Origin of the sequence: Bradyrhizobium jicamae (assembly GCF_001440395.1) — a bacterium.
GTDB lineage: Bacteria > Pseudomonadota > Alphaproteobacteria > Rhizobiales > Xanthobacteraceae > Bradyrhizobium > Bradyrhizobium jicamae.
This window is the reverse complement of record NZ_LLXZ01000054.1, coordinates 56239-75418: the sequence shown is the minus strand read 5'-3', so window position 1 is coordinate 75418 and position 19180 is coordinate 56239. Positions and strand designations below refer to the sequence as shown.

At 63.8% G+C, this 19180-nt stretch carries 19 protein-coding genes, 1 tRNA gene and 1 pseudogene; 11 read left to right on the top strand and 10 right to left on the bottom strand.

The features are described from left to right. Positions 1-611 (top strand): annotated as a pseudogene (locus CQ12_RS44935) (hypothetical protein); the annotation flags it as partial. 147 nt (positions 612-758) lie between these two features. Continuing rightward, complete coding sequence (locus CQ12_RS08720; protein WP_057834904.1) at positions 759-1937, top strand: TAXI family TRAP transporter solute-binding subunit; 1179 nt, start codon at positions 759-761, stop codon at positions 1935-1937. 21 nt (positions 1938-1958) lie between these two features. Here CQ12_RS08720 and CQ12_RS08715 read toward each other — a convergent pair whose 3' ends face one another. Both CQ12_RS08715 and CQ12_RS08710 read right to left on the bottom strand, forming a co-directional pair. Further along, positions 1959-2345, bottom strand: coding sequence for a YkvA family protein (locus CQ12_RS08715; RefSeq protein WP_057834907.1), 387 nt, complete (start codon positions 2343-2345; stop codon positions 1959-1961). A gap of 107 nt (positions 2346-2452) precedes the next feature. Then, positions 2453-2761 (bottom strand): 4a-hydroxytetrahydrobiopterin dehydratase, encoded by a 309-nt coding sequence (locus CQ12_RS08710; RefSeq protein WP_347337420.1) that lies wholly within the window; start codon positions 2759-2761, stop codon positions 2453-2455. 243 nt (positions 2762-3004) lie between these two features. Here CQ12_RS08710 and CQ12_RS08705 point away from each other — a divergent pair, with 243 nt between their 5' ends. Continuing rightward, positions 3005-4399: a TAXI family TRAP transporter solute-binding subunit gene (locus CQ12_RS08705; protein ID WP_057834902.1), complete on the top strand. Its 1395-nt coding sequence runs from the start codon at positions 3005-3007 to the stop codon at positions 4397-4399. A 91-nt stretch (positions 4400-4490) separates the two neighbouring features. Further along, the gene (locus CQ12_RS08700; RefSeq protein ID WP_057834901.1) at positions 4491-6050 is read left to right on the top strand and encodes an alkaline phosphatase D family protein; all 1560 of its coding nucleotides are present in this window, start codon (positions 4491-4493) and stop codon (positions 6048-6050) included. Positions 6051-6062: 12 nt separating this feature from the next. On the opposite strand, the gene CQ12_RS08695 is transcribed toward CQ12_RS08700, so the two are convergent. After that, positions 6063-6443, bottom strand: a complete 381-nt coding sequence (locus tag CQ12_RS08695) for a response regulator (RefSeq protein ID WP_057834900.1) — start codon at positions 6441-6443, stop codon at positions 6063-6065. Between the two features lie 195 nt (positions 6444-6638). On the opposite strand from CQ12_RS08695, the gene CQ12_RS08690 reads away from it, so the two are divergent. The 3 genes from CQ12_RS08690 to CQ12_RS08680 all read left to right on the top strand — a co-directional run bounded on the left by CQ12_RS08690 (position 6639) and on the right by CQ12_RS08680 (position 10964). Continuing rightward, a complete protein-coding gene (locus CQ12_RS08690) occupies positions 6639-7394 on the top strand; it encodes a Crp/Fnr family transcriptional regulator (protein WP_057834899.1) in 756 nt (251 codons plus the stop codon). Positions 7395-7652: 258 nt separating this feature from the next. Next, positions 7653-9479: a translational GTPase TypA gene (gene typA, locus CQ12_RS08685; protein ID WP_057834898.1), complete on the top strand. Its 1827-nt coding sequence runs from the start codon at positions 7653-7655 to the stop codon at positions 9477-9479. Positions 9480-9704: 225 nt separating this feature from the next. Continuing rightward, on the top strand, positions 9705-10964 hold the full coding sequence (locus tag CQ12_RS08680) for a flavin monoamine oxidase family protein (RefSeq protein ID WP_057834897.1): 1260 nt from the start codon (positions 9705-9707) through the stop codon (positions 10962-10964). A gap of 105 nt (positions 10965-11069) precedes the next feature. On the opposite strand, the gene CQ12_RS08675 is transcribed toward CQ12_RS08680, so the two are convergent. The 4 genes from CQ12_RS08675 to CQ12_RS08660 are packed head-to-tail and all read right to left on the bottom strand — an operon-like array spanning position 11070 to position 14163. Then, positions 11070-11477: a thiol-disulfide oxidoreductase DCC family protein gene (locus CQ12_RS08675; RefSeq protein ID WP_057834896.1), complete on the bottom strand. Its 408-nt coding sequence runs from the start codon at positions 11475-11477 to the stop codon at positions 11070-11072. Then, on the bottom strand, positions 11474-12793 hold the full coding sequence (locus CQ12_RS08670; protein WP_057834895.1) for an SDR family oxidoreductase: 1320 nt from the start codon (positions 12791-12793) through the stop codon (positions 11474-11476). Before CQ12_RS08670 ends, CQ12_RS08675 begins: the two co-directional genes overlap by 4 nt. A gap of 6 nt (positions 12794-12799) precedes the next feature. Continuing rightward, positions 12800-13267 carry a DUF2269 family protein gene (locus CQ12_RS08665; protein ID WP_057834894.1) on the bottom strand — a complete coding sequence of 156 codons (468 nt, stop codon included), beginning with the start codon at positions 13265-13267 and terminating at the stop codon, positions 12800-12802. Next, a complete protein-coding gene (locus CQ12_RS08660) occupies positions 13264-14163 on the bottom strand; it encodes an alpha/beta hydrolase family protein (RefSeq protein WP_057834893.1) in 900 nt (299 codons plus the stop codon). Before CQ12_RS08660 ends, CQ12_RS08665 begins: the two co-directional genes overlap by 4 nt. Positions 14164-14452: 289 nt before the next feature. Here CQ12_RS08660 and CQ12_RS08655 point away from each other — a divergent pair, with 289 nt between their 5' ends. From CQ12_RS08655 to CQ12_RS08645, 3 genes are all read left to right on the top strand, one after another. Next, on the top strand, positions 14453-14962 hold the full coding sequence (locus CQ12_RS08655; protein ID WP_057834892.1) for a GNAT family N-acetyltransferase: 510 nt from the start codon (positions 14453-14455) through the stop codon (positions 14960-14962). 164 nt (positions 14963-15126) lie between these two features. Further along, complete coding sequence (gene ppa, locus CQ12_RS08650) at positions 15127-15657, top strand: inorganic diphosphatase (protein WP_057834891.1); 531 nt, start codon at positions 15127-15129, stop codon at positions 15655-15657. 181 nt (positions 15658-15838) lie between these two features. After that, positions 15839-17311: a M20 family peptidase gene (locus CQ12_RS08645; RefSeq protein WP_057834890.1), complete on the top strand. Its 1473-nt coding sequence runs from the start codon at positions 15839-15841 to the stop codon at positions 17309-17311. 45 nt (positions 17312-17356) lie between these two features. On the opposite strand, the gene folD is transcribed toward CQ12_RS08645, so the two are convergent. From folD to CQ12_RS08630, 3 genes are read right to left on the bottom strand one after another with little or no spacing between them, the layout of a single operon-like run. Then, a complete protein-coding gene (folD, locus tag CQ12_RS08640; RefSeq protein ID WP_057834889.1) occupies positions 17357-18241 on the bottom strand; it encodes a bifunctional methylenetetrahydrofolate dehydrogenase/methenyltetrahydrofolate cyclohydrolase FolD in 885 nt (294 codons plus the stop codon). Between the two features lies 1 nt (position 18242). Then, complete coding sequence (locus CQ12_RS08635) at positions 18243-18572, bottom strand: DUF167 domain-containing protein (RefSeq protein WP_057834888.1); 330 nt, start codon at positions 18570-18572, stop codon at positions 18243-18245. Positions 18573-18604: 32 nt separating this feature from the next. After that, complete coding sequence (locus tag CQ12_RS08630; RefSeq protein ID WP_057834887.1) at positions 18605-18895, bottom strand: YggT family protein; 291 nt, start codon at positions 18893-18895, stop codon at positions 18605-18607. 195 nt (positions 18896-19090) lie between these two features. Between CQ12_RS08630 and CQ12_RS08625 the strand changes: the two genes are divergently transcribed. Next, positions 19091-19166: transfer RNA gene (locus tag CQ12_RS08625), tRNA-Ala, on the top strand. Positions 19167-19180 lie beyond the last annotated feature (14 nt).

Here is a 19180-nt window from a genome sequence, read left to right as displayed (position 1 = left end):
CCCAGCTTGCCGCGGCGGTACCGGAGCCGGCACCGCAACCGGCGCGCATTGCCGCGCCGCCACTGGCCGCAGAACCAGCCGGCGCGGAGATGGCGGCCGCTCGCCGCACACCCGCCAACGCAATGGCATCCGCCTCGCCGTCGCGCGACGAAATCTCAGCCGCCTATCAGACCGCGCTCAAGGGCAACAAGGTCGCGGCGCCCGAGCCGGTGGCGCGCGAAGCGTCCCGCGAAGTGGTTGCTGCGATCAATCCGGTGGCCCCGGCTGTTGCTGCGGTCGCGCCGGTGGTTCGCGAGCCGCCGCCCGTCACGCAAGCGGCTCCTCCGGCACGACGCATCGATCCGGACGAACTCACGGCGCTGCTGAAGCGGGCGAAGGGCCTGCTTGCGATCGGCGATATTACTTCCGCCCGGCTATTGCTTGAGCGCGCGGCGGACGCGCAGGAGCCGGAGGCGGCATTGATGCTGGCCGGAACCTATGATCCGCAAGTGCTGGGCAGCCAGGATTTGCGAAGCGTCACGCCCGATCCGGCGGCGGCGAAGGTCTGGTACCAGAAGGCCGCCCAGCTCGGGTCGGCTGATGCGAAGCGGCGGCTCGGCCAGTTGCAATAGAGCATGATCCGGAAAAGTGTGTAGCGGTTTTTCGAAAAGATCATGCTCAAGCAAAAAGATAAAGCGGGATGACGATTCGAAGAAAGGTCATCACGCTTTAGGCAATTACTGAAGAAAATTACTCACGACCAGCGCATAGAGGAACCCATGCGACATTTACTGGGAATGGCATTGCTTGCCATGACGGTGGCATGCAGCAATACGGCGGCCAAGGCTGCTGACACGGAATACGACCCGGCCAAGGTAAGCGAAAGCCTGAAGGCCATTTTCCAGTTCGGTTCGGTTGCCACCAAGCAGGCGCTGAACGCCAACACAGTCACGCTGATTTCCGGAACGATCGGCGGCACCTATGTGCAATTCGGTGCCGACCTCGCTTCCGTGCTCGACGATGGAAACAAGTTGCGCGTACTCCCCATCGTCGGGCGCGGTTCGGTGCAGAGCGTCGCCGACATCCTGTTCCTGCAGGGGGTCGACCTCGGCATCGTGCGCGCCGACACGCTCGACTATCTCGAGAAGAAGGGCTTTGCGAAGGACATCAAGAAGCAGTTCACCTATGTGACCAAGCTCTATAACGAAGAGATGTACGTCCTCGCGTCGAAGTCGATAACGAACATCAGCCAGCTCAATGGCAAGAAGGTCAGTGTCGACCTTCCCAACGGCGGCACCTTCGTCACCGCGGCGATCGTGTTCGAGCGGCTCGGCATCAAGCCTAACTTCCTCTATCTCGAACAACGCATCGCGATGGAGAAGATGAGGGCCGGCGAGATCGACGCCGTGATTGCCGTCGGCGGCAAACCGTACAAGTCCGTCGCCGGGTTCAACGACAACCGCTTCCATCTGGTTCCGGTCGACTATTCAAAGCCGCTGCAGACCGACTATCTGCCAGCAACGCTTACGTCGAAGGATTATCCCAACCTGATTGCGGAAGGCGGGAAGGTAGATACCATCGCCGTGCCTGCGGTGCTCGCGGCCTACAATTGGGCGCCCAACACCGACCGCTACCGCAAGCTGGCCCAGTTCGTGGATGCCTTCTTCACGAAGTTTCCGACGTTCCAGAACCCGCCATTCCATCCGAAGTGGAAGGAAGTCTCGCTGGCGGCGCCGTTGCCGGACTGGCAGCGCCTTCCGGTGGCCGAGCAGTGGCTCAAGACCCGCAATATCGAGGCGGTGTCGCGCGCCAGGTTCGATGAATTCCTGAAACAGAGCCCGACCACCGCAGCCGGCGTAAAGTCGGATGCGGACAAGGAAGCCCTGTTCAAGCAGTTCCAGGCCTGGGAAGCCGAGCGAAGCGCGAGAGCGCAGGGTCCTGCGCCGACGCAGCGATAGCCGTCGCTTATGAGGCGACGGCTATTCCGTCGCCTCGACGGTGTCGATCCCGCGCTTGAGGGCGGCGCGGGCGGCATCGCGATGCTCCTGTGTGATGTGGCTTGCGACCATGCGGATGGCGGTGGCCAGAACAGCGGCATCGTCGGTAAAGCCGAGCAAGGGCAGCACGTCCGGCATGAAATCGAACGGCACGATGAAATAGGCGACGGCGCCGAGCAGCGCCGCCTGCACATGCCGCGGCGTCTCCTTGTCGAACGCGCAGTAATAGGCCGCGAGCAGGTCTTCGGCGAAGGGAAGCTGCGCCACCACCTGCTTGAGCTTGATCCAGAAGCGCCGGCGCACGCTCTCCTGGTCCTGCGCCAGACGGTCGGCCGGTTCGAAACCCATGCTGTGATCGGACGATGCCATCCCGACGCTCCCCTCAGGAGTCCGGCGCGGCAGATCGCCGCCGCGACCGGACATAACGAAGAATTGGGGATGTTCCTCCCGCCACGCAAGATCGCGGGCCACCCAACTCAGGCGACGCCCAGTTGCTTTGCGATCGCGTTCATGGCCTTCGCCAGGTCGATGTCGCGCCGGGTCACGCCGCCGGCGTCATGGGTCGCGAGCACGACTTCCACCGTCTTGTAGACGTTTTTCCATTCCGGATGATGGTCGTTCTTCTCGGCTACCAGGGCGGCGCGGGACATGAATCCGAAAGCTTCGTTGAAATCCCTGAAGGTGAAGGTGCGCTGGATCGCCTCGCGTCCCGATATCTCGGACCAGCCGGAAAGTTCCGCCAGGGCTGATTTGCGCGCCTCCGCCGACAGTCGTTCCGCCATGATCGCCTCCCGTTTCAGACAGCCTCCACCCTAACACCGAAGCCCACGTCGGGGATCCCCCGCCCCCAAATGGCCCGCGAATGCGTTCATATGCCGGTCCGGGGACGCCGGTAACCATGACGCAGATGTAATAATCGTTAGGCGGGGGAATTTGCTAAGATGCCGGCGTAACCGTGCCGACGGCATAGAATTGTACCTCGAACGATTACCCAGGGATTGATGACCGACGGCCCCCATTCTGAGGCAATGCCGGCCCCGCCCTCGCCCCGCTCCGCGAAACGACGGCTGACATTCGTCACCCTGGCTGGCGTGCTCGCCATCGTCGGCGCGCTGGCGGCCGGCTATTACTTTGCCATGCGGCCCGTGACGCTGCGGATCGCCGTTGGTCCCGCCGCCAGCGACGACCTCAAGGTGGTCCAGAACCTGGCGCAGGCCTTCAACAACCAGCGCAACAGCCTGGTCCGGCTGCGTCCGGTGCAGACCGATGGCGCGATTGCCAGCGCCAATCTGCTCGGCGAAGGCAAGGCCGACCTCGCCATCATCCGGGGCGACCTCGACGTACCGAAGAATGCGCAGGCGGTGGCGACGCTGCGCAAGAACGTCGTGGTGCTGTGGGTTGTGTCGGCCGGCAAGAGCAAGGGCAAGAAGGCTGCGGCCGGCGTCACGAAAATCGGCCAGCTCGCCGGACGCCGCATTGCCGTCGTCGGTCGCACCCAGGCCAACGTCAACCTGCTCAAGGTGGTCCTGCGGCAGTATGGCGTGGATCCGGCCAAGGTCGAGATCGTCCAGTTCCCTGCCAACGAGGCTGCGGAGGCCATCCGCAGCCAGAAGGCAGATGCCTATCTCGCGGCCGGGCCGGTCAACAGCAAGATCACGGCAGACGCGATCGCCGCATCGGTGCGCGACGGCGGCACGCCGAAATTCCTCGCGATCGATTCCGCCGAGGCGATTGCGCAGAATTTTCCCGCCTACGAGGCCGCCGAGATCCCGGCCGGAGCTTTTGGCGGCGCGCCGGGCCGACCCGAGGAAGAGGTCAAGACCATCAGCTTCTCGCACCACATCGCGGCGCGCAGAGGGGTTGCGGAATCCACGATTGCCATCTTCACGCGGCAGCTGTTCGCGATCCGCCAGACGCTGAAGAACGAATTTCCGCTGGCCGCCAAGATCGAGACGCCCGACACCGACAAGGACGCCACGATCCCTGTGCATCCCGGCGCCGCCGCCTTTGTCGACGGCGAGGAAAAAACCTTCCTCGACCGCTACAGCGACTACATCTGGTGGAGCCTGATGGCGCTATCGGCGATGGGCTCCGCCGGCGCCTGGTTCGCCGGCTATCTCAAGAAGGACGAGCGCAACGTCAACACGCCGCAGCGCGACCGGCTGCTCGACATGCTCACGGCCGCCCGCCAATGCGATTCGATGGAAGAGCTCGACCAGATGCAGGCGGAAGCGGACGCCATTCTGCGCGATACGCTGCAATGCTACGAGCACGGCACGATCGAGGAAGGCACGCTGACCGCGTTCAACATCGCGATCGAGCAATTCCACAACGCGGTGGCCGACCGCAAGACGCTGTTGATGAGCATTCCGCAAAACCTGCAGCGCGCGAGCACGCAGTTCCGCGCGGCCAGCAGCGCCTGATGTGCCAATCCGGTAATCGAACCGTCATCAATTCCGTCTAGCCCTCACGGCACTTTCCGCGCATTCTGGCCGCGGAGTAGCGAGGGCTCGTATGACGTTCAGGATTTCGGACAGGATTTCCCGTCGGCGCTTTCTCGCCACGACGGGCGTCGGCGCAGTTGCACTCGCAATGCCCTATCTCAGCCGCGCCGCCGACAGGCCGCTCATCACCTCCGGCGTGCAATCCGGCGATATCGGCACCGATGGCGGCGTGGTGTGGGCGCGCGCCGACCGTCCCTCGCAGATGCTGATCGAGGTCGCCACCTCGGATTCCTTTGCCAACGCGCGGAGGCTGCCGCCGATCGCGGCACTGCCCGAAAGCGACTTCACCGCAAAGATGCTGCTGGAGAACCTGCCTGCCGGGCAGGATATTTTCTACCGCGTCAGGTTTCGCGACCTCGCGCATATCGGCGTCGAAAGCGAGCCGATGATCGGACGCTTCCGCACCGCACCTGGCGATCGTCGCGACGTCAGCTTCGTCTGGGGCGGCGACGTTGTCGGACAGGGCTGGGGCATCAACCCTGACGACGGTGGCATGCTCACCTTCGCCACCATGCGCAAGCATCGACCGGATTTCCTGCTGCACTCCGGCGACACCATCTATGCCGACGGGCCGCTCAAGAGCGAGGTGACGCTGCCCGACGGAAAGGTCTGGAAGAACGTGACGACGCCCGAGAAGTCGAAGGTCGCCGAAACGCTCGACGAATTTCGCGGCGTGCACCGGTACAACTTCATGGACGAGCATCTGCGTGCGTTCAATGCCGAGGTGCCGGTGTTCGTGCAGTGGGACGACCACGAAGTCGTCAACAACTGGTCACCGTCCAAGGAATTGCCCGCCGCCTACAAGGAGCGCAACATCGCGCTGCTTGCGGCCCGCGCAGCGCGCGCCTTCCACGAAATGTATCCGATCCGCGAAAGCCTCAACGAGCCGGGACGGGTCTATCGCACGCTGAACTACGGTCCGCATCTCGACGTTTTCATGCTGGACGAGCGCAGCTATCGCGGCCCGAATGGTCCGAACCAGCAGGACACTTACGGACCCGAAAGCTATTTCCTCGGACCCGAACAGCTCGCCTGGCTGAAAAGGGGACTATTGAATTCGCGCACCACCTGGAAGGTGATCGCGTCCGACATGCCGCTCAGCATCATCGTCTATGACGATGCGCCCAACAAGAAGGGCTCGGAGGCCGTTGCGCAAGGCGACGGCCCACCTCGCGGCCGCGAACTGGAGATCGCCGATCTCCTGCGCTTCATCAAGACATCAGGTGTCGTCAACACCGTGTGGCTGACCGCGGATGTGCATTACGCGGCGGCGCATTACTACAATCCCGACAAGGCGCAGTTTCAGGAATTCAACCCCTTCTGGGAGTTCGTCGCAGGCCCCCTGCACGCCGGCACGTTCGGCCCGAACGACCTCGACAATACCTTTGGCCCCGAAGTGAAGTTCATCAAGGCTCCCGGGCCGGGCAATCAAAACCTGCCGCCGTCGGCCGGCATGCAGTTCTTCGGCCACGTCAGGATCGACGGAAGCAGCGGGCAGATGACGGTGACCTTGCGCGACCGCGCCGACGTTGCGCTGTGGTCGACGACGCTCGACCCCAAGCCGGTCTAGCGTCCCGATCGCTCATGACCTCGCGCCGCGATACATCAGCAGCGTTCGAAGCGCATCGGTCGAATAGGGCTTGGGCAGGCGCGGCTTCGACGCGAACGCCGCCGGCAACATGGCGTCGGCGCCGTAGCCGGTGACGAAGGCAAACGGAATTTTCAGCGCTTCGAGCCGTTCGGCCACCGCAAAGCTCTTCTCGCGGATGAGGCTGACATCGAGCAGCGCGAACTCCGGCGGCCGGTCCGCGATCAGTTCGAGCGCCTTGGCCACGTTGGCAGCGATCCGTACCGTCTTCACGCCAAAAGCCAAAATCGTGTCTTCGAAGTCGAGCGCGATGATCGGATCATCTTCGACGACCAGTACGTCGCCGGGCATGCCTTCATGGGAGGCGCGGTGCATGTTCTCGCCAGTTCAACGTTCGAATTTGATTGGGGGATCCGGGCCGAAGCCCCGGGCTGGCGACTGACGCCTGCAAAGCGCATCTGCCGGTTCCGGAACTGAAAGCACCACATGTCCGTTCTACCGTCTGTCCACTTGTGCACACATCGATGCCGTCAAACCGATTATTGTCCGGTGGAAGAACGAGGAACTTTCATGCCCACGCGACAAAAAGGGACGGCCAGCGAGCGGCCGTTCAACAATCTGCTGCGCCGTTTGAACGACGCTGATTTCGCGTTGATCGAACCGCATCTCGTCGCGGCCGACAACCATCCGAACGACCTGCTCTACAGTCCCGGCGACAATGTCGAGACGGTGCATTTCCCCTGCGGCCCCAGCCTCGTGTCCTACATGGTCGCAAGCGAGGATGGCCGCGACGTCGAAACCATCCTGATCGGCCGCGAGGGTGCCGTCGGCGGCATCGTCAGCCAGGGCCATCTGCCGGCCTATACCCGCATCACGGTCAAGTTCGCCGGGCCGTTCGTGCGCCTTCCGGTCAGAAAGCTCGATGCGGCAAAATCGAAGTCGCGCTCGCTGAGCAACATCTTCGCGCGCTATGCGGACTGCATGCTGGCGCAAATCTTCCAGTCCACCGCCTGCAATGCGATCCATTCGATCGAGCAACGCACGGCGAAATGGATCATTTCGGCGATGGAACGCACCGATGGCGAGGACGCCGTGCCGCTGACACATGAGCAACTGGCGACGCTGCTGGGGGTCGGCCGCTCCTACACCAGCCGGGTGATCCAGACCTTCAAGGCGGAAGGCACGCTGGAGACAAGGCGCGGCTCGATCCTGATCCGCAACCCGGACGTGCTGCGGAACCGGTCCTGCCGCTGCAACGAGGCCGTGAAAGGCCATTTTGACGAGGTTTTGCGGGGGGTATACCCCGACCCCGAGCAGGACAATTAGGCCCGCGCCAAATCCAGATCAGGTCCAAAATCGGCTAACCAAATACCAAACAAACCATTGTTTTTTGGCGTTTTCTGAATATATTGCGCCGCAACGCGTAAGGTGTGCCCGGTCCTTTTGGCCGGGCTTCCTTTTTGGGGCCGGGTTTGAGGCCAGGGCCCCGTTCGCATCCCAGGTTTCGAGCGCGATCCGGAAAAGTGGGTCCCGGTTTTCCGGTGAGATCGCGCTTCCACCATTTGCACGACCAGAAGAAGAGCCATGAACCTTCGTAACGTCGCCATCATCGCCCACGTCGACCACGGCAAGACCACCCTCGTCGACCGCCTGCTGCAGCAATCCGGCACCTATCGCGAGAACCAGAAGGTGACCGAGCGCGCGATGGACTCCAACGACCTGGAGCGCGAGCGCGGCATCACCATTCTGGCGAAAGCCGCTTCCGTGCAGTGGAAGGACACCCGCATCAACATCGTCGACACCCCCGGCCACGCCGATTTCGGCGGCGAGGTCGAGCGCATCCTGAACATGGTGGATGGCGCGCTGGTGCTGGTCGACGCCGCCGAAGGCCCGCTGCCGCAGACCAAGTTCGTGGTCTCGAAGGCGCTCAAGGTCGGGCTGAAGCCGATCGTTGTCATCAACAAGGTCGACCGCCCCGACGCGCGCCCGACCGAAGTCATCAACGAGGTGTTCGACCTGTTCGCCGCGCTCGACGCCAGCGAGGAGCAGCTCGATTTCCCGATTCTCTACGGGTCGGCCAAGCAGGGCTGGATGGCCGACAGCCCGGACGGCTCCCACGATGCCGGCATGCAGCCGCTGTTCGACCTGATCGTGCGCCATGTCGCGCCGCCGAGCGTCGAGGAAGGTCCGTTCCGGATGATCGGTACCATCCTCGAAGCCAACCCCTATCTCGGCCGCATCATCACCGGCCGCATCAGCTCAGGTTCGATCAAGCCGAACCAGCAGGTGAAGGTGCTCGGCGCCGACGGTAAGACCATCGAACAGGGTCGCATCACCAAGATTCTGGCCTTCCGCGGCATCGAGCGCACCCCGCTGGATGAAGCTGAAGCCGGCGACATCGTCGCCATCGCGGGCCTGACCAAGGGCACCGTCGCCGACACGTTCTGCGATCCGACGGTCGAGACGCCGCTGCAGGCGCAGCCGATCGATCCGCCGACGGTGTCGATGTCGTTCATCGTCAACAACTCCCCGCTCGCCGGCACCGAAGGCGACAAGGTGACGAGCCGCATGATCCGCGACCGCCTGCTGCGCGAGGCCGAAGGCAATGTCGCGCTGCGCGTGGTCGAGGCCGCCGACAAGGATTCCATGGAAGTGTCGGGCCGCGGCGAATTGCAGCTCGCGATCCTGATCGAGACCATGCGCCGCGAAGGCTTTGAGCTGTCCGTGTCGCGTCCGCGCGTCGTGCTGCAGAAGGACGAGGCCACCGGCCAGTGGCAGGAGCCGATCGAGGAAGTCGTGATCGACGTCGACGAGGAGCACTCCGGCGTCGTCGTGCAGAAGATGAGCGAGCGCAAGGCCGAGATGATCGAGATGCGCCCCTCCGGCGGCAACCGCCTGCGGCTGGTGTTCTACGCGCCGACCCGCGGCCTGATCGGCTATCAGGGCGAACTCCTCACCGATACCCGCGGCACCGCGATCATGAACCGCCTGTTCCACGGCTATAACAACTACAAGGGCGACATCCAGGGCCGCCGCAACGGCGTGCTGATCTCGAACGATCAGGGCGAAGCGGTGGCCTACGCGATGTTCAAGCTGGAAGACCGCGGCCCGATGATGATCGAGCCCGGCTGGAAGGTCTACAAGGGCATGATCGTCGGCGAGCACACGCGCGACAACGACCTCGAGATCAACGTGCTCAAGGGCAAGCAGCTCACCAACATCCGCACCACCTCCAAGGACGAAGCGGTGCGCCTGACGCCCCCGATCCGGATGACGCTGGAAAAGGCGCTGGCCTATATCGAAGACGACGAGCTGGTCGAAGTGACCCCGAAGTCGATCCGCCTGCGCAAGAAATTCCTCGACGCCAACGACCGCAAGCGTGCGGAAAAGGCCAAGGAGGCGGTGGCGTAACCCGCCCCGCTTTTCTGGTCGTCGTCCCCCGCCACCGGGTCGCGTGAATGCGCGCCCGATGACAGGCTCCGGCGGGGGATCCAGTACGCCGCGGCCTCTCGCTTCAGCTCAAATGTCTCTGGAATACTGGGTCACCCGCCCCAGTGCGCAATTGCGCACAAGGCGGGTGACGACAGTTGTGCCCGGGGTGGCTGCAGGCGCCACGAACGTGCTACAGCCTTGCTTATGACGTCCCTCCCCTCCTCAGTCGATGTCGCCATCATCGGCGCCGGCGCCGCCGGCCTCGGTGCCGCGAATGCACTGAAGAATTCCGGCCTCTCCGTCCTCGTGCTGGAAGCGCGTGACCGCGTCGGCGGCCGCGCCCACACCATCATGGCCTCGCCCGACGTCACCTTCGATGTCGGCTGCGGCTGGCTGCATTCGGCGGACGAAAACTCTTTCGTCAAGATCGCCGAACAGCTCGGCTTCGAGATCAACAGATCGCTGCCGCCCTGGCGCGAGCGCGCCCACGGCAAGGCATTCCCGCAGGAGGACCGCGACGACTTCATCCGCGCACTGAACGCGTTCTATGACCGCGCTGAGCAAGCCGCGGCGGAAGCCGAGAAGAGCGGCCGCGACGCCGCCGCCAGTCTTTATCTGGAAGCCGGCAATCGCTGGAATCCGATGATCGACGCGATCTCGACCTATGTGAACGGCTGCGAGCTCGATCAGGTCTCCATTCTCGACATGGACGCCTATGAGGATACCGATATCAACTGGCGCGTCCGCCGCGGCTACGGTGCCCTCGTTGCAGCCTACGGCGCGACATGCCAGGTCGCGCTCAATTGCGCGGTGACGCTGATCGATCATGCAGGCAAGCGCGTTCGCATCGAGACCTCGCAGGGCACGCTGATCGCGGACAAGGTGATCGTCACCGTCCCGACCAATCTGATCGCCGACGAGGCGATCCGCTTTCATCCTCCGTTGCCGGCGAAAGTCGACGCCGCCCGTGGCCTGCCGCTCGGCCTCGCCGACAAGGTGACGCTGGCGCTGGACGAGCCGGAGGCGCTGCCGGTCGAGGGCAATCTGCGCGGCGCCACCATGCGCACCGCGATGGGCACCTATCACATCCGCCCGTTCGGCCAGCCCTGCATCGAAGGCTTCTTCGGCGGCCGTTACGCGCAATCGCTGGAAGATGCCGGCGATGGCGCGCTTGCCGTAGCAAGCATCGACGAGATCGTCTCGTTCCTCGGCAACGATTTCCGCCGCAAGCTGAAGCCGCTCGCCGAATCGCGCTGGGCCCACGACCCCTTCGCCCGCGGCTCCTACTCGCACGCGCTGCCGGGACATGCGGGGGATCGGGCGGTGCTGGCGGCGCCCGTCGACGGCCGGCTGTTCTTTGCGGGAGAGGCGACTTCGCCGGAGTTTTTCACGACCGCACATGGGGCGCGGGACAGTGGGGAGCGGGCGGCGGAGGAGGTGACAGCTTCGCAGATCAAGTATTGAGGCCCCTCACCGTCATTGCGAGGAGCGAAGCGACGAAGCAATCCATTTCGGAGCTTGCTGTGACATGGATTGCTTCGCTTCGCTCGCAATGACGGTTGAGGCGACCTACTCCATCACCCTCGCCCGCATATCCGCATCCGGCACGAAGCATTCTTCATACTTCCCGAAGATCCGATAGCGATTCTTCGCGACCAGGCTGTAGACCGCGTCGCGCAGCGGTTTTGGCACCGCAAAGAACCCGCGCGTCCATCGCCATCCCGGTAGCGCACTCAGCACCGTCAGCGCCGCATCGGATTTGAAATACGCGATGCCGCCGTGGACGACAGCATTGGTGTCGGGATCATTGGGATCGATACCGAACGCCTGCGCCAGCCTTGTGCCATACGCCGACTGGATCGCGGTGAAGCGAAACCTGCGCGCGACGTCGCGTGTCGCGACGAAGCGGACCCAGCGTGAACAGAACACGCAGACGCCGTCGTAGAGGATCACGTCATCGTCGGGCCACTTGCTCATCGATTATCCAGTGTCACGAGCGCCACCAGCATCAGCACGACCGCAGGCCCCGTCTTCACCAGCGCACCGAGCGGCTCGATCCAGAGATCCGGCGTCAGGATTGCGGCGCCGATCATATAGCCGAGCGATGCAATTATACCCGCGATCAGGCCAAACGCCGCGGTGCGGCGGAATGCGATCAGCACGCCGATGCTCATGTCCATCAGGCTGGTGCCGATGGTCATGGGGTCGACAAGCCATGATGGAAAGCCGTGGCTGCGCAGGATTCCGGCCGCCGCATCATAGGAGATCACGAGCGCAATGAAGCCGGAGACCACCCAGAACAGCACGAGGCTGGCGATGACAAGCGCCTTGATCGGGAACAGCCGGGCAAACCATTTGTCCTGAATGGTCGCCACGCGGCTTCCGGCCATCTGCCCGATCGTCTTCGGTATGATACCGGTGGCGGTGATCCAGTCCGCAGGGCTGCCGCTGACGCCGCGGCGCAGCTCCGCGATCGCCGTGGTGCACATCGGCGGCACCCAGCCGAGCAGGCTCGAGAGATCGCCGAGCCTGGCGCCAAGGTCGAGCAGGAACGCCGGCATCGCAAAGCGCCGCCACCTGATGGTGCCGAACACCTCGCGGAATTGATCGATCACGTCGCCGAGCGTGACCGGCTGCGCCTGCATCAGGTCCCATGTCACGGCGTTCACCTCGCCGGGATCGCGCTCGGCCAGCCACGCAATCGTCGCGGCGATGTCCTCCATGGCGACCGGCTGAAACGGCGTGAGCCGTTCGGCGGGCGGAAGATCGATCGGCAGCGCGGCGAGCGAACGCAGCATGGCGCTGCCGCCATAGGCGGCCAAGGCCACCACGAAGCCCGGCCGCAGGATCGCGTACGGGATGCCGGATTCGGCGATCAACCGTTCGGCCTCGCGCTTGGTGGTGCTGAAGGCGGTTCGGTCGCTCTCGGTCGCGCCGGGAATCGAGATGTGCACCAGGCGGATCGTGTGGCGGCATTCGCGGATCGCCTGCAACAGCCGCGCGACGAATTCGCGATGCACGGTGGCCGTGTCGCTGCCGGGACTGTCCTGCAGCACGCCGACGCAATTGACGACGACACCGATGCCGTGATCGCGGAAGAGCCGTGCCAGCGCCTCCGCATCCATCGACATGATCGGCAGTTCGAGATCGAGCGCGTCGTCCTTCTGCGAAGCCGCCAGTTTGCGGGCAACGCCGACCACGCGAAATCCCCGCGCGCGCAGATCGTCGGTGACGAAGCGGCCGATCAGGCCGGAAGCGCCGAGCACGAGGATTTTTCGGATGTCGGCGTTCATGCCTGTCTAAAGCGGTTTGGCGATCATCAGCCAGAGAATAGCCATGACCGAGCCGAATCCGGGAATCCCGAACCAAAACCAGCGGTGGAAAAGTGCGAAATAACGCGACGGCAACTCCAGGTTTTGCTCCGCAGCCTTGCGCGCGAGGTCGCGCATTTCGATCTGCATGAAGATAACAGGCACCCAGAACAGCCCCGCGACCGCATAGAGCCCGAGCGAGGCCATCAGCCAGCGCTCGCTCCATGCGGTGGAGGACAGCCACATCAGCACGGCGCCACTCACCGGCTGCAGCAGCACCGCCGTGAGCGTGAACAGCATGTCGGCGATCACGACGGTCTCCGCCGTGCGCGCGATGAACGCCGCGTCCCGGCTGCGATGCGCCATCAGCATGAAGAACGCGATGCCGGCGCCGGTGCCGAGGATGACGATGGCGCCGATCACATGCAGATATTTGACCAGGAAATACAGCGTCATCGCTTCTTCGCCTGATTTGGCGACCGCGCCTTCAAGGCGCGATCGAGTTCGCCTGCGGCGAGCTTGACGCCGTGATCGGTTTCCACGAGCCAGTGGCCCTCGCTGCCATGGGCCAGCAGCACGTGAAAGTCGACCTTGCCGCCGGCGCCGCGAAACGCATCGGCCAGCTGGCGCGACAACGCCGGCGAGAAATAGCTGTCATTGGCGGCCACCAGCCAGGTCACCTTCACCCGCGCAGCCCTGCCGAACTCGCCCGCCGCCGCGGTCAGCGTATGCGGCGCGCAGACCCGGTTGGGGAGATCATTGGCATGCCCGCCGCGCCCGGGCGCGAATGCGACGATGGCGGAAATGGTCTTCGGATCTTCGCCCGCCAGCGCCAAGGCCCCCCAGGCGCCGGCCGAATGGCCGATCACGACCATGCCCTCGGGGCGAATGAAGGGTTGCCTGCGCATGAATCCCGCTGCAGCGGCGATCGCATCCGCCGTGGCGCGGCCGGCCTTCGCATAATCGGCCTCGTCGCAGCCGCCCTGATCCTCGATGTATTTGCCGCCCGTCGCACCATGGCCGGGACGTTCGGGGACCAGCACCGCAAAACCGCGCGCCACAAGCCAGGCGGCGAGCGCGCGGTATTCGGGTTGCGGCATTTGCGCCCGTCGCAACACGTTCTGGGTGGAGGCATGCGCGATCAGGACAAGCGGAAACGGCCCCGCGCCTGACGGCCTGAACAGCACCGCATGCGCGGCCGTGACCGGATCAGGCGCAGGCACCAGCCATTGCTGCCGGCGATTCGGCTCGCCTTCTGCCCCCTGCGCGCCAGGGCCGGGCTGCGCGGATGCGGCGTTAACACCGAGCGCGGCAACGAGAACCAGCGCAAAAAGCAGATTTAGCGGATGCATGAACTGGCCTGATGCAGCCGAAGGAGGGCGTATGGCGAATGTCACCAACAGAATACCGCCGCCGAATCAAATCCAGCGCATTTTTCCGTGAACGAAAGTCGCGGAGGCGTTGGGCTGGATGCTTCCGACAACCCTTTCGCCTCCGTCGCATCAGGGAATACCAGTTGGGACAGCACCCTTGTCCTCTTTCGATACATACGACACCAAAACTGATGCACAAAATCCACAGGTTAACCCATAATTAACGATGGACCTTGAAGACGGCCCGCCGACTTGCTTTGATTAGCTCATGAGCACAACCCTGATCGAGGTTCGACCCGCCAAGGCTGCAGACGCAGCCGCGGTTGCGGCTACCCATGATGAAGCCTGGCGGTCCGCCTATCAGGGCATCATTCCTGGCGCCGAGCTCGAAAAGCTCATCAACCGCCGCGGCCCGCAATGGTGGGACAGCGCGATCCGCAAGGGCAGCCGCGTCAGCGTGCTGGTGTTCGGCGACAAGGTCGCGGGCTATGCCAATTACGGTCGCAACCGCGCCCGCAGCCTGCATTTCGAAGGCGAGATTTACGAGCTCTATCTGCGGCCGGAATTCCAGGGCCTCGGCTTCGGCCGCCGCCTGTTCACCGCCGCCCGGCGCGACCTGATGCAGAGCGGGCTGAAGAGCATGGTGATCTGGGCGCTGTCGGACAACGATCCGGCGACGGAGTTTTACCGCGCGCTCGGCGGCCGCATGGTGGCCCGCTCCTCGGAGAAGTTCGGGCCCAAATCGCTCGACAAAGTCGCCTTCGCCTGGACCAACTGAAGTTCAATCCCTTTGTGTTTTGAGCATGATCTTTGCGGAAAACCGGTACCCACTTTTCCGGATCATGCTCGAATTCAGCCTTTTCCCTGCTCCGCTGCGGGTCTAAAGGGACCCTGACGCGCGCCTGATTCCGGGCGCCATTTTAACGCCAAGCGGAGTTCCTAATGCGCATTGACGCCATCCCGATCGGAGTAAATCCGCCCCACGACGTCAACGTCATCATCGAGGTGCCGGTGGGCGGCGAGCCGATCAAGTATGAAATGGACAAGGAAGCCGGCACGCTGGTGGTCGATCGCTTCCTCTATACGGCGATGCGCTATCCCGGCAATTACGGCTTCATCCCGCACACGCTGTCGGGTGACGGTGACCCCTGCGACGTGCTGGTCGCCAATACCCGCGCGATCGCGCCGGGCGCGGTGATGAGCGTGCGCCCGGTCGGTGTACTGCTGATGGAAGACGAGGCCGGCGGCGACGAGAAAATCATCGCGGTGCCGTCCTCGAAACTGACCCAGCGCTACGACAAGGTTCGCAACTACAGCGACCTCCCCGATATCACGCTGCAGCAGATCCAGCACTTCTTCGAGCACTACAAGGATCTCGAAAAGGGCAAGTGGGTGAAGGTGCTGCGCTGGTGCGACGCCAACGACGCCCACCGGCTGATCCTGGAAGGCATCGAGCGCGCGAAGAAGAAGTAGGCGGCGCCACTTAGAACGAATGGGCCGTTCTTTTTCATCGTCATGGCCGAGCATAGCCGTCCGGTAGGACGGCGTCGCTGCCGCTCCGCCTATCCCGGCCATCCACGTCTTCGGCGCTGCTATTCTGTTAAGACGTGGATGCCCGGCACAGGGTCGGGCATGACGAGATAGTGGGGCTATCATGCGCCGGGCACTCCGTAACATCCTGCTGCTCGTGGTCGCAGCGATCCTGATCCTCGCCGGCGTCGTCGCCTTCAACACTTTTACCCACGGCTCGCGCCAGCTTCAGGTCGCCGCCGTGCCGCGCGTGCCCGTCGATGCGCAGGCCGCAGCGGCCCGGCTCGCCGAAGCCATCCGCTTCCGCACCATTTCCAGCTACGAACAACCCGACCAGAACGCCGACGCGCTGCGTGGCATGCACGCGCATATCGAAAAGAGCTTTCCGGCCTTCCATGCCGCGGCCAGGCGCGAAATCGTCGGCAATTACAGCCTGCTCTACACGTGGGAAGGCTCGGACCCGAAGGCGCAGCCGATCGCCTTCCTCGCCCATCAGGACGTCGTGCCGGTCGCGCCAGGCACCGAGAAGGACTGGCAGCAGCCGCCCTTTGACGGCGTGATCGCGGATGGATTCATCTGGGGCCGCGGCTCCTGGGATGACAAGGGCAATCTCTATTCCATGCTGGAAGCGACCGAAGCCATGGCCAAGGCCGGCTTCCGCCCCAAGCGAACGATTTATTTCGCCTTCGGCCATGACGAGGAAACCGCGGGTACCGCAGGCGCCAAATCGATCGCGGCACTGCTTGCCTCGCGCGGCGTCCGGCTCGACTTCGTGATCGACGAGGGCCTTTTGATCACCGAGAGCATCGTGAAAGGGCTCGACAAGCCGGCGGCGCTGATCGGCGTCGCGGAAAAAGGCTATGTCACGCTGGTGCTGAATGCGCATGCGACACCCGGCCACTCGTCGATGCCGCCGCGCGATACTGCGATCGGCATGATGAGCGCGGCGCTGGCGCGGCTCGAAGACCACCGTCTGCCGATGCAGATCCGCGGCACGGTCGCAGAGATGTTCGACACGCTGGCGCCCGAGATGTCCGGCTTCAACCGCGTGGTGCTGTCAAATCTCTGGCTGTTCAAGCCGCTGCTGCTGCGCGAATTCGAAAAGAGCGGGCCGACCGAGGCGACGGTGCGCACCACCACCGCCCTGACGATCTTCAACGCCGGCGACAAGGACAACGTACTGCCCGGCAATGCCGAGGCCACCGTCAATTTCCGCCTGATCCCCGGCGACACGCAAGCGAGCGTGACCGAGCATGTGCGCCACACGATCGCCAACGACCGGATTTCCATCAAGCCGTTTCCCGGCAATACCGACCCGCCGCCGGTGACGCCGACGGCAAGCCCGTCGTTCCAGATGCTCAACCGCACCATCCGGGAAGTCTATCCGGACGTGATCGTCGCGCCCGGCCTGATGGTCGCGGCCACTGACTCGCGGCACTACGCAGGAATTACCGACAAGATTTTCCGCTTCTCGCCGGTGCGCGCCAACTCGGATGATTTGAAGCGCTTCCACGGCACCAACGAACGCCTCCCGATCGACGGCTATGCCGACATGATTAGGTTCTATCGGCGCCTGATCGAGAACGCGGCGGGGTGAGGTGTAACTCCCTCGCCCCGCTCTTGCGGGGAGAAGGAGAAGAACTCACACCCCGGGCTTCGCCAAGCCGCTAATCGCGCACGCCGCGCGCAGCGTGTTCACCAACAGGCACGCCACCGTCATCTGGCCGACGCCGCCGGGCACCGGCGTGATCGCGCCTGCCACTTCGGCCACTTCCTTGAACGCGACGTCGCCGACCAGCCGGGTCTTGCCGTCGGGCAGCGGCATGCGGTTGATGCCGACATCGATCACGGTGGCGCCGGGCTTGATCCAGCCGGCGCGTACCATCTCCGGCTTGCCGACGGCGGCATAGACCAGATCGGCGCGGGCGCAAAGTTGCGGCAGGTCCTTTGAGCGCGAATGCGCGATCGTTACCGTCGCGTTTTCATTGAGCAGCAATTGCACCAGCGGGCGGCCGACCAGGTTGGAGCGGCCGATGACGATCGCGTTCATGCCTTCCAGCGAGGCATGCACGCTCTTGGTCAAAATGATGCAGCCGAGCGGCGTGCAGGGCGACAGCGCGGCAAAACCGCCGGCCAGCCGTCCCGCATTGTTCGGATGCAGGCCATCGACATCCTTGGCCGGATCGATCGCATTGATGATGGTCTCGGTGTGGATCGATTTCGGCAGCGGCAATTGCACAAGAATGCCATGCACCGCGGGATCGCCGTTGAGTTTTGCGATCAGCGCCAGCAGATCGGCCTGGGCGACATCGGCGGGCAGCTTGTGCTCGAACGAGGCCATGCCGGCGGCCTGGGTCTGCGTGTGCTTGCTGCGGACATAGACCTCGCTGGCGGGATCATTGCCGACCAGCACCACGGCGAGGCCCGGCGTCAGCTGATGCTCGCGCTTGACCCGCGCGACCTCTTCCGCGACGCGGGCGCGAAGCTCCGCGGCAATGACCTTTCCATCGATAGTGCGTGCCGTCATCTCAATCCTTCGTCTTCGGTTTTTCGCAGGCAGCCTTCCGCAGCGTTTCGCCGAGAATTTTGGGATCGCCGTCGATGGCGACCTGCTTGAGGCGCGAGGTGACGCCTGACAGAATTTTCACCCTCGCCTTCGGCACCCCGAGCGCCTTCGCCAGCAATTCGGTCACCGCACGGTTGGCCTCGCCGCCCTCGGCGATGGCGCGGACCCGTACCTTGACCACACTGCGCCCGTTGGCGAGCGTCTCGATGCCGTCGATATCGTCGCGGCCGCCACGCGGGGTCACCCGCAGCGAGATGCTGATGCCCGCGCTGGAATAGCGCCAGGGATCCATCAAGAGTGATCCATCAGGGCTCCATCAGCGCGCTAAACGACTAAGGGCATCACGTTGTAGGCGAGCAGTTTCTGAACGAGGATGATGAGCAGGATCAGGATGATCGGCGAGATGTCGAGCCCGCCCAGATTGGGCATGAACCTGCGGATCGGGGCCAGCGCCGGCTCGGTGATCCGGTACAGGAACTCGGCCACCGCCGCCACGAACTGGTTGCGGGTGTTGACGACATTGAAAGCGATCAACCACGACAGAATCGCCGAAGCGATCAGCAGCCAGATGTAGAGATCCAAGACAATAAGGATGACTTCCAGGATAGCGCGCATGTGGAGGGGGCTCGCGAGGAGGGGATATTCAGCTAGATATCGGTTCATCCCCCCACAAACAAGGGAAGTTCCCGGCAAATTGACGCCAAAATCGGCCGTTTCAAGTTTCTTGCACCGTTCTTGACTTGACCTTGGGCCGGACTGTAAATGACGCCGATTGTCGGCTGCTTCGGGTCACCTTGAGGCAGTCGCGACGGGGCCATAGCTCAGCTGGGAGAGCGCGTCGTTCGCAATGACGAGGTCGGCGGTTCGATCCCGCCTGGCTCCACCAGCCTTCGCTTGCTT

Excerpts from the sequence above, each read along its gene's own strand:
- CQ12_RS08720 (WP_057834904.1), top strand. The coding sequence starts at position 759 with ATGCGACATTTACTGGGAATGGCATTGCTTGCCATGACGGTGGCATGC.
- CQ12_RS08715 (WP_057834907.1), bottom strand. The coding sequence starts at position 2,345 with ATGGCATCGTCCGATCACAGCATGGGTTTCGAACCGGCCGACCGTCTG.
- CQ12_RS08705 (WP_057834902.1), top strand. The coding sequence starts at position 3,005 with ATGCCGGCCCCGCCCTCGCCCCGCTCCGCGAAACGACGGCTGACATTC.
- CQ12_RS08700 (WP_057834901.1), top strand. The coding sequence starts at position 4,491 with ATGACGTTCAGGATTTCGGACAGGATTTCCCGTCGGCGCTTTCTCGCC.
- CQ12_RS08695 (WP_057834900.1), bottom strand. The coding sequence starts at position 6,443 with ATGCACCGCGCCTCCCATGAAGGCATGCCCGGCGACGTACTGGTCGTC.
- CQ12_RS08690 (WP_057834899.1), top strand. The coding sequence starts at position 6,639 with ATGCCCACGCGACAAAAAGGGACGGCCAGCGAGCGGCCGTTCAACAAT.
- typA (WP_057834898.1), top strand. The coding sequence starts at position 7,653 with ATGAACCTTCGTAACGTCGCCATCATCGCCCACGTCGACCACGGCAAG.
- CQ12_RS08680 (WP_057834897.1), top strand. The coding sequence starts at position 9,705 with ATGACGTCCCTCCCCTCCTCAGTCGATGTCGCCATCATCGGCGCCGGC.
- CQ12_RS08675 (WP_057834896.1), bottom strand. The coding sequence starts at position 11,477 with ATGAGCAAGTGGCCCGACGATGACGTGATCCTCTACGACGGCGTCTGC.
- CQ12_RS08670 (WP_057834895.1), bottom strand. The coding sequence starts at position 12,793 with ATGAACGCCGACATCCGAAAAATCCTCGTGCTCGGCGCTTCCGGCCTG.
- CQ12_RS08665 (WP_057834894.1), bottom strand. The coding sequence starts at position 13,267 with ATGACGCTGTATTTCCTGGTCAAATATCTGCATGTGATCGGCGCCATC.
- CQ12_RS08660 (WP_057834893.1), bottom strand. The coding sequence starts at position 14,163 with ATGCATCCGCTAAATCTGCTTTTTGCGCTGGTTCTCGTTGCCGCGCTC.
- CQ12_RS08655 (WP_057834892.1), top strand. The coding sequence starts at position 14,453 with ATGAGCACAACCCTGATCGAGGTTCGACCCGCCAAGGCTGCAGACGCA.
- ppa (WP_057834891.1), top strand. The coding sequence starts at position 15,127 with ATGCGCATTGACGCCATCCCGATCGGAGTAAATCCGCCCCACGACGTC.
- CQ12_RS08645 (WP_057834890.1), top strand. The coding sequence starts at position 15,839 with ATGCGCCGGGCACTCCGTAACATCCTGCTGCTCGTGGTCGCAGCGATC.
- folD (WP_057834889.1), bottom strand. The coding sequence starts at position 18,241 with ATGACGGCACGCACTATCGATGGAAAGGTCATTGCCGCGGAGCTTCGC.
- CQ12_RS08635 (WP_057834888.1), bottom strand. The coding sequence starts at position 18,572 with ATGGATCCCTGGCGCTATTCCAGCGCGGGCATCAGCATCTCGCTGCGG.
- CQ12_RS08630 (WP_057834887.1), bottom strand. The coding sequence starts at position 18,895 with ATGCGCGCTATCCTGGAAGTCATCCTTATTGTCTTGGATCTCTACATC.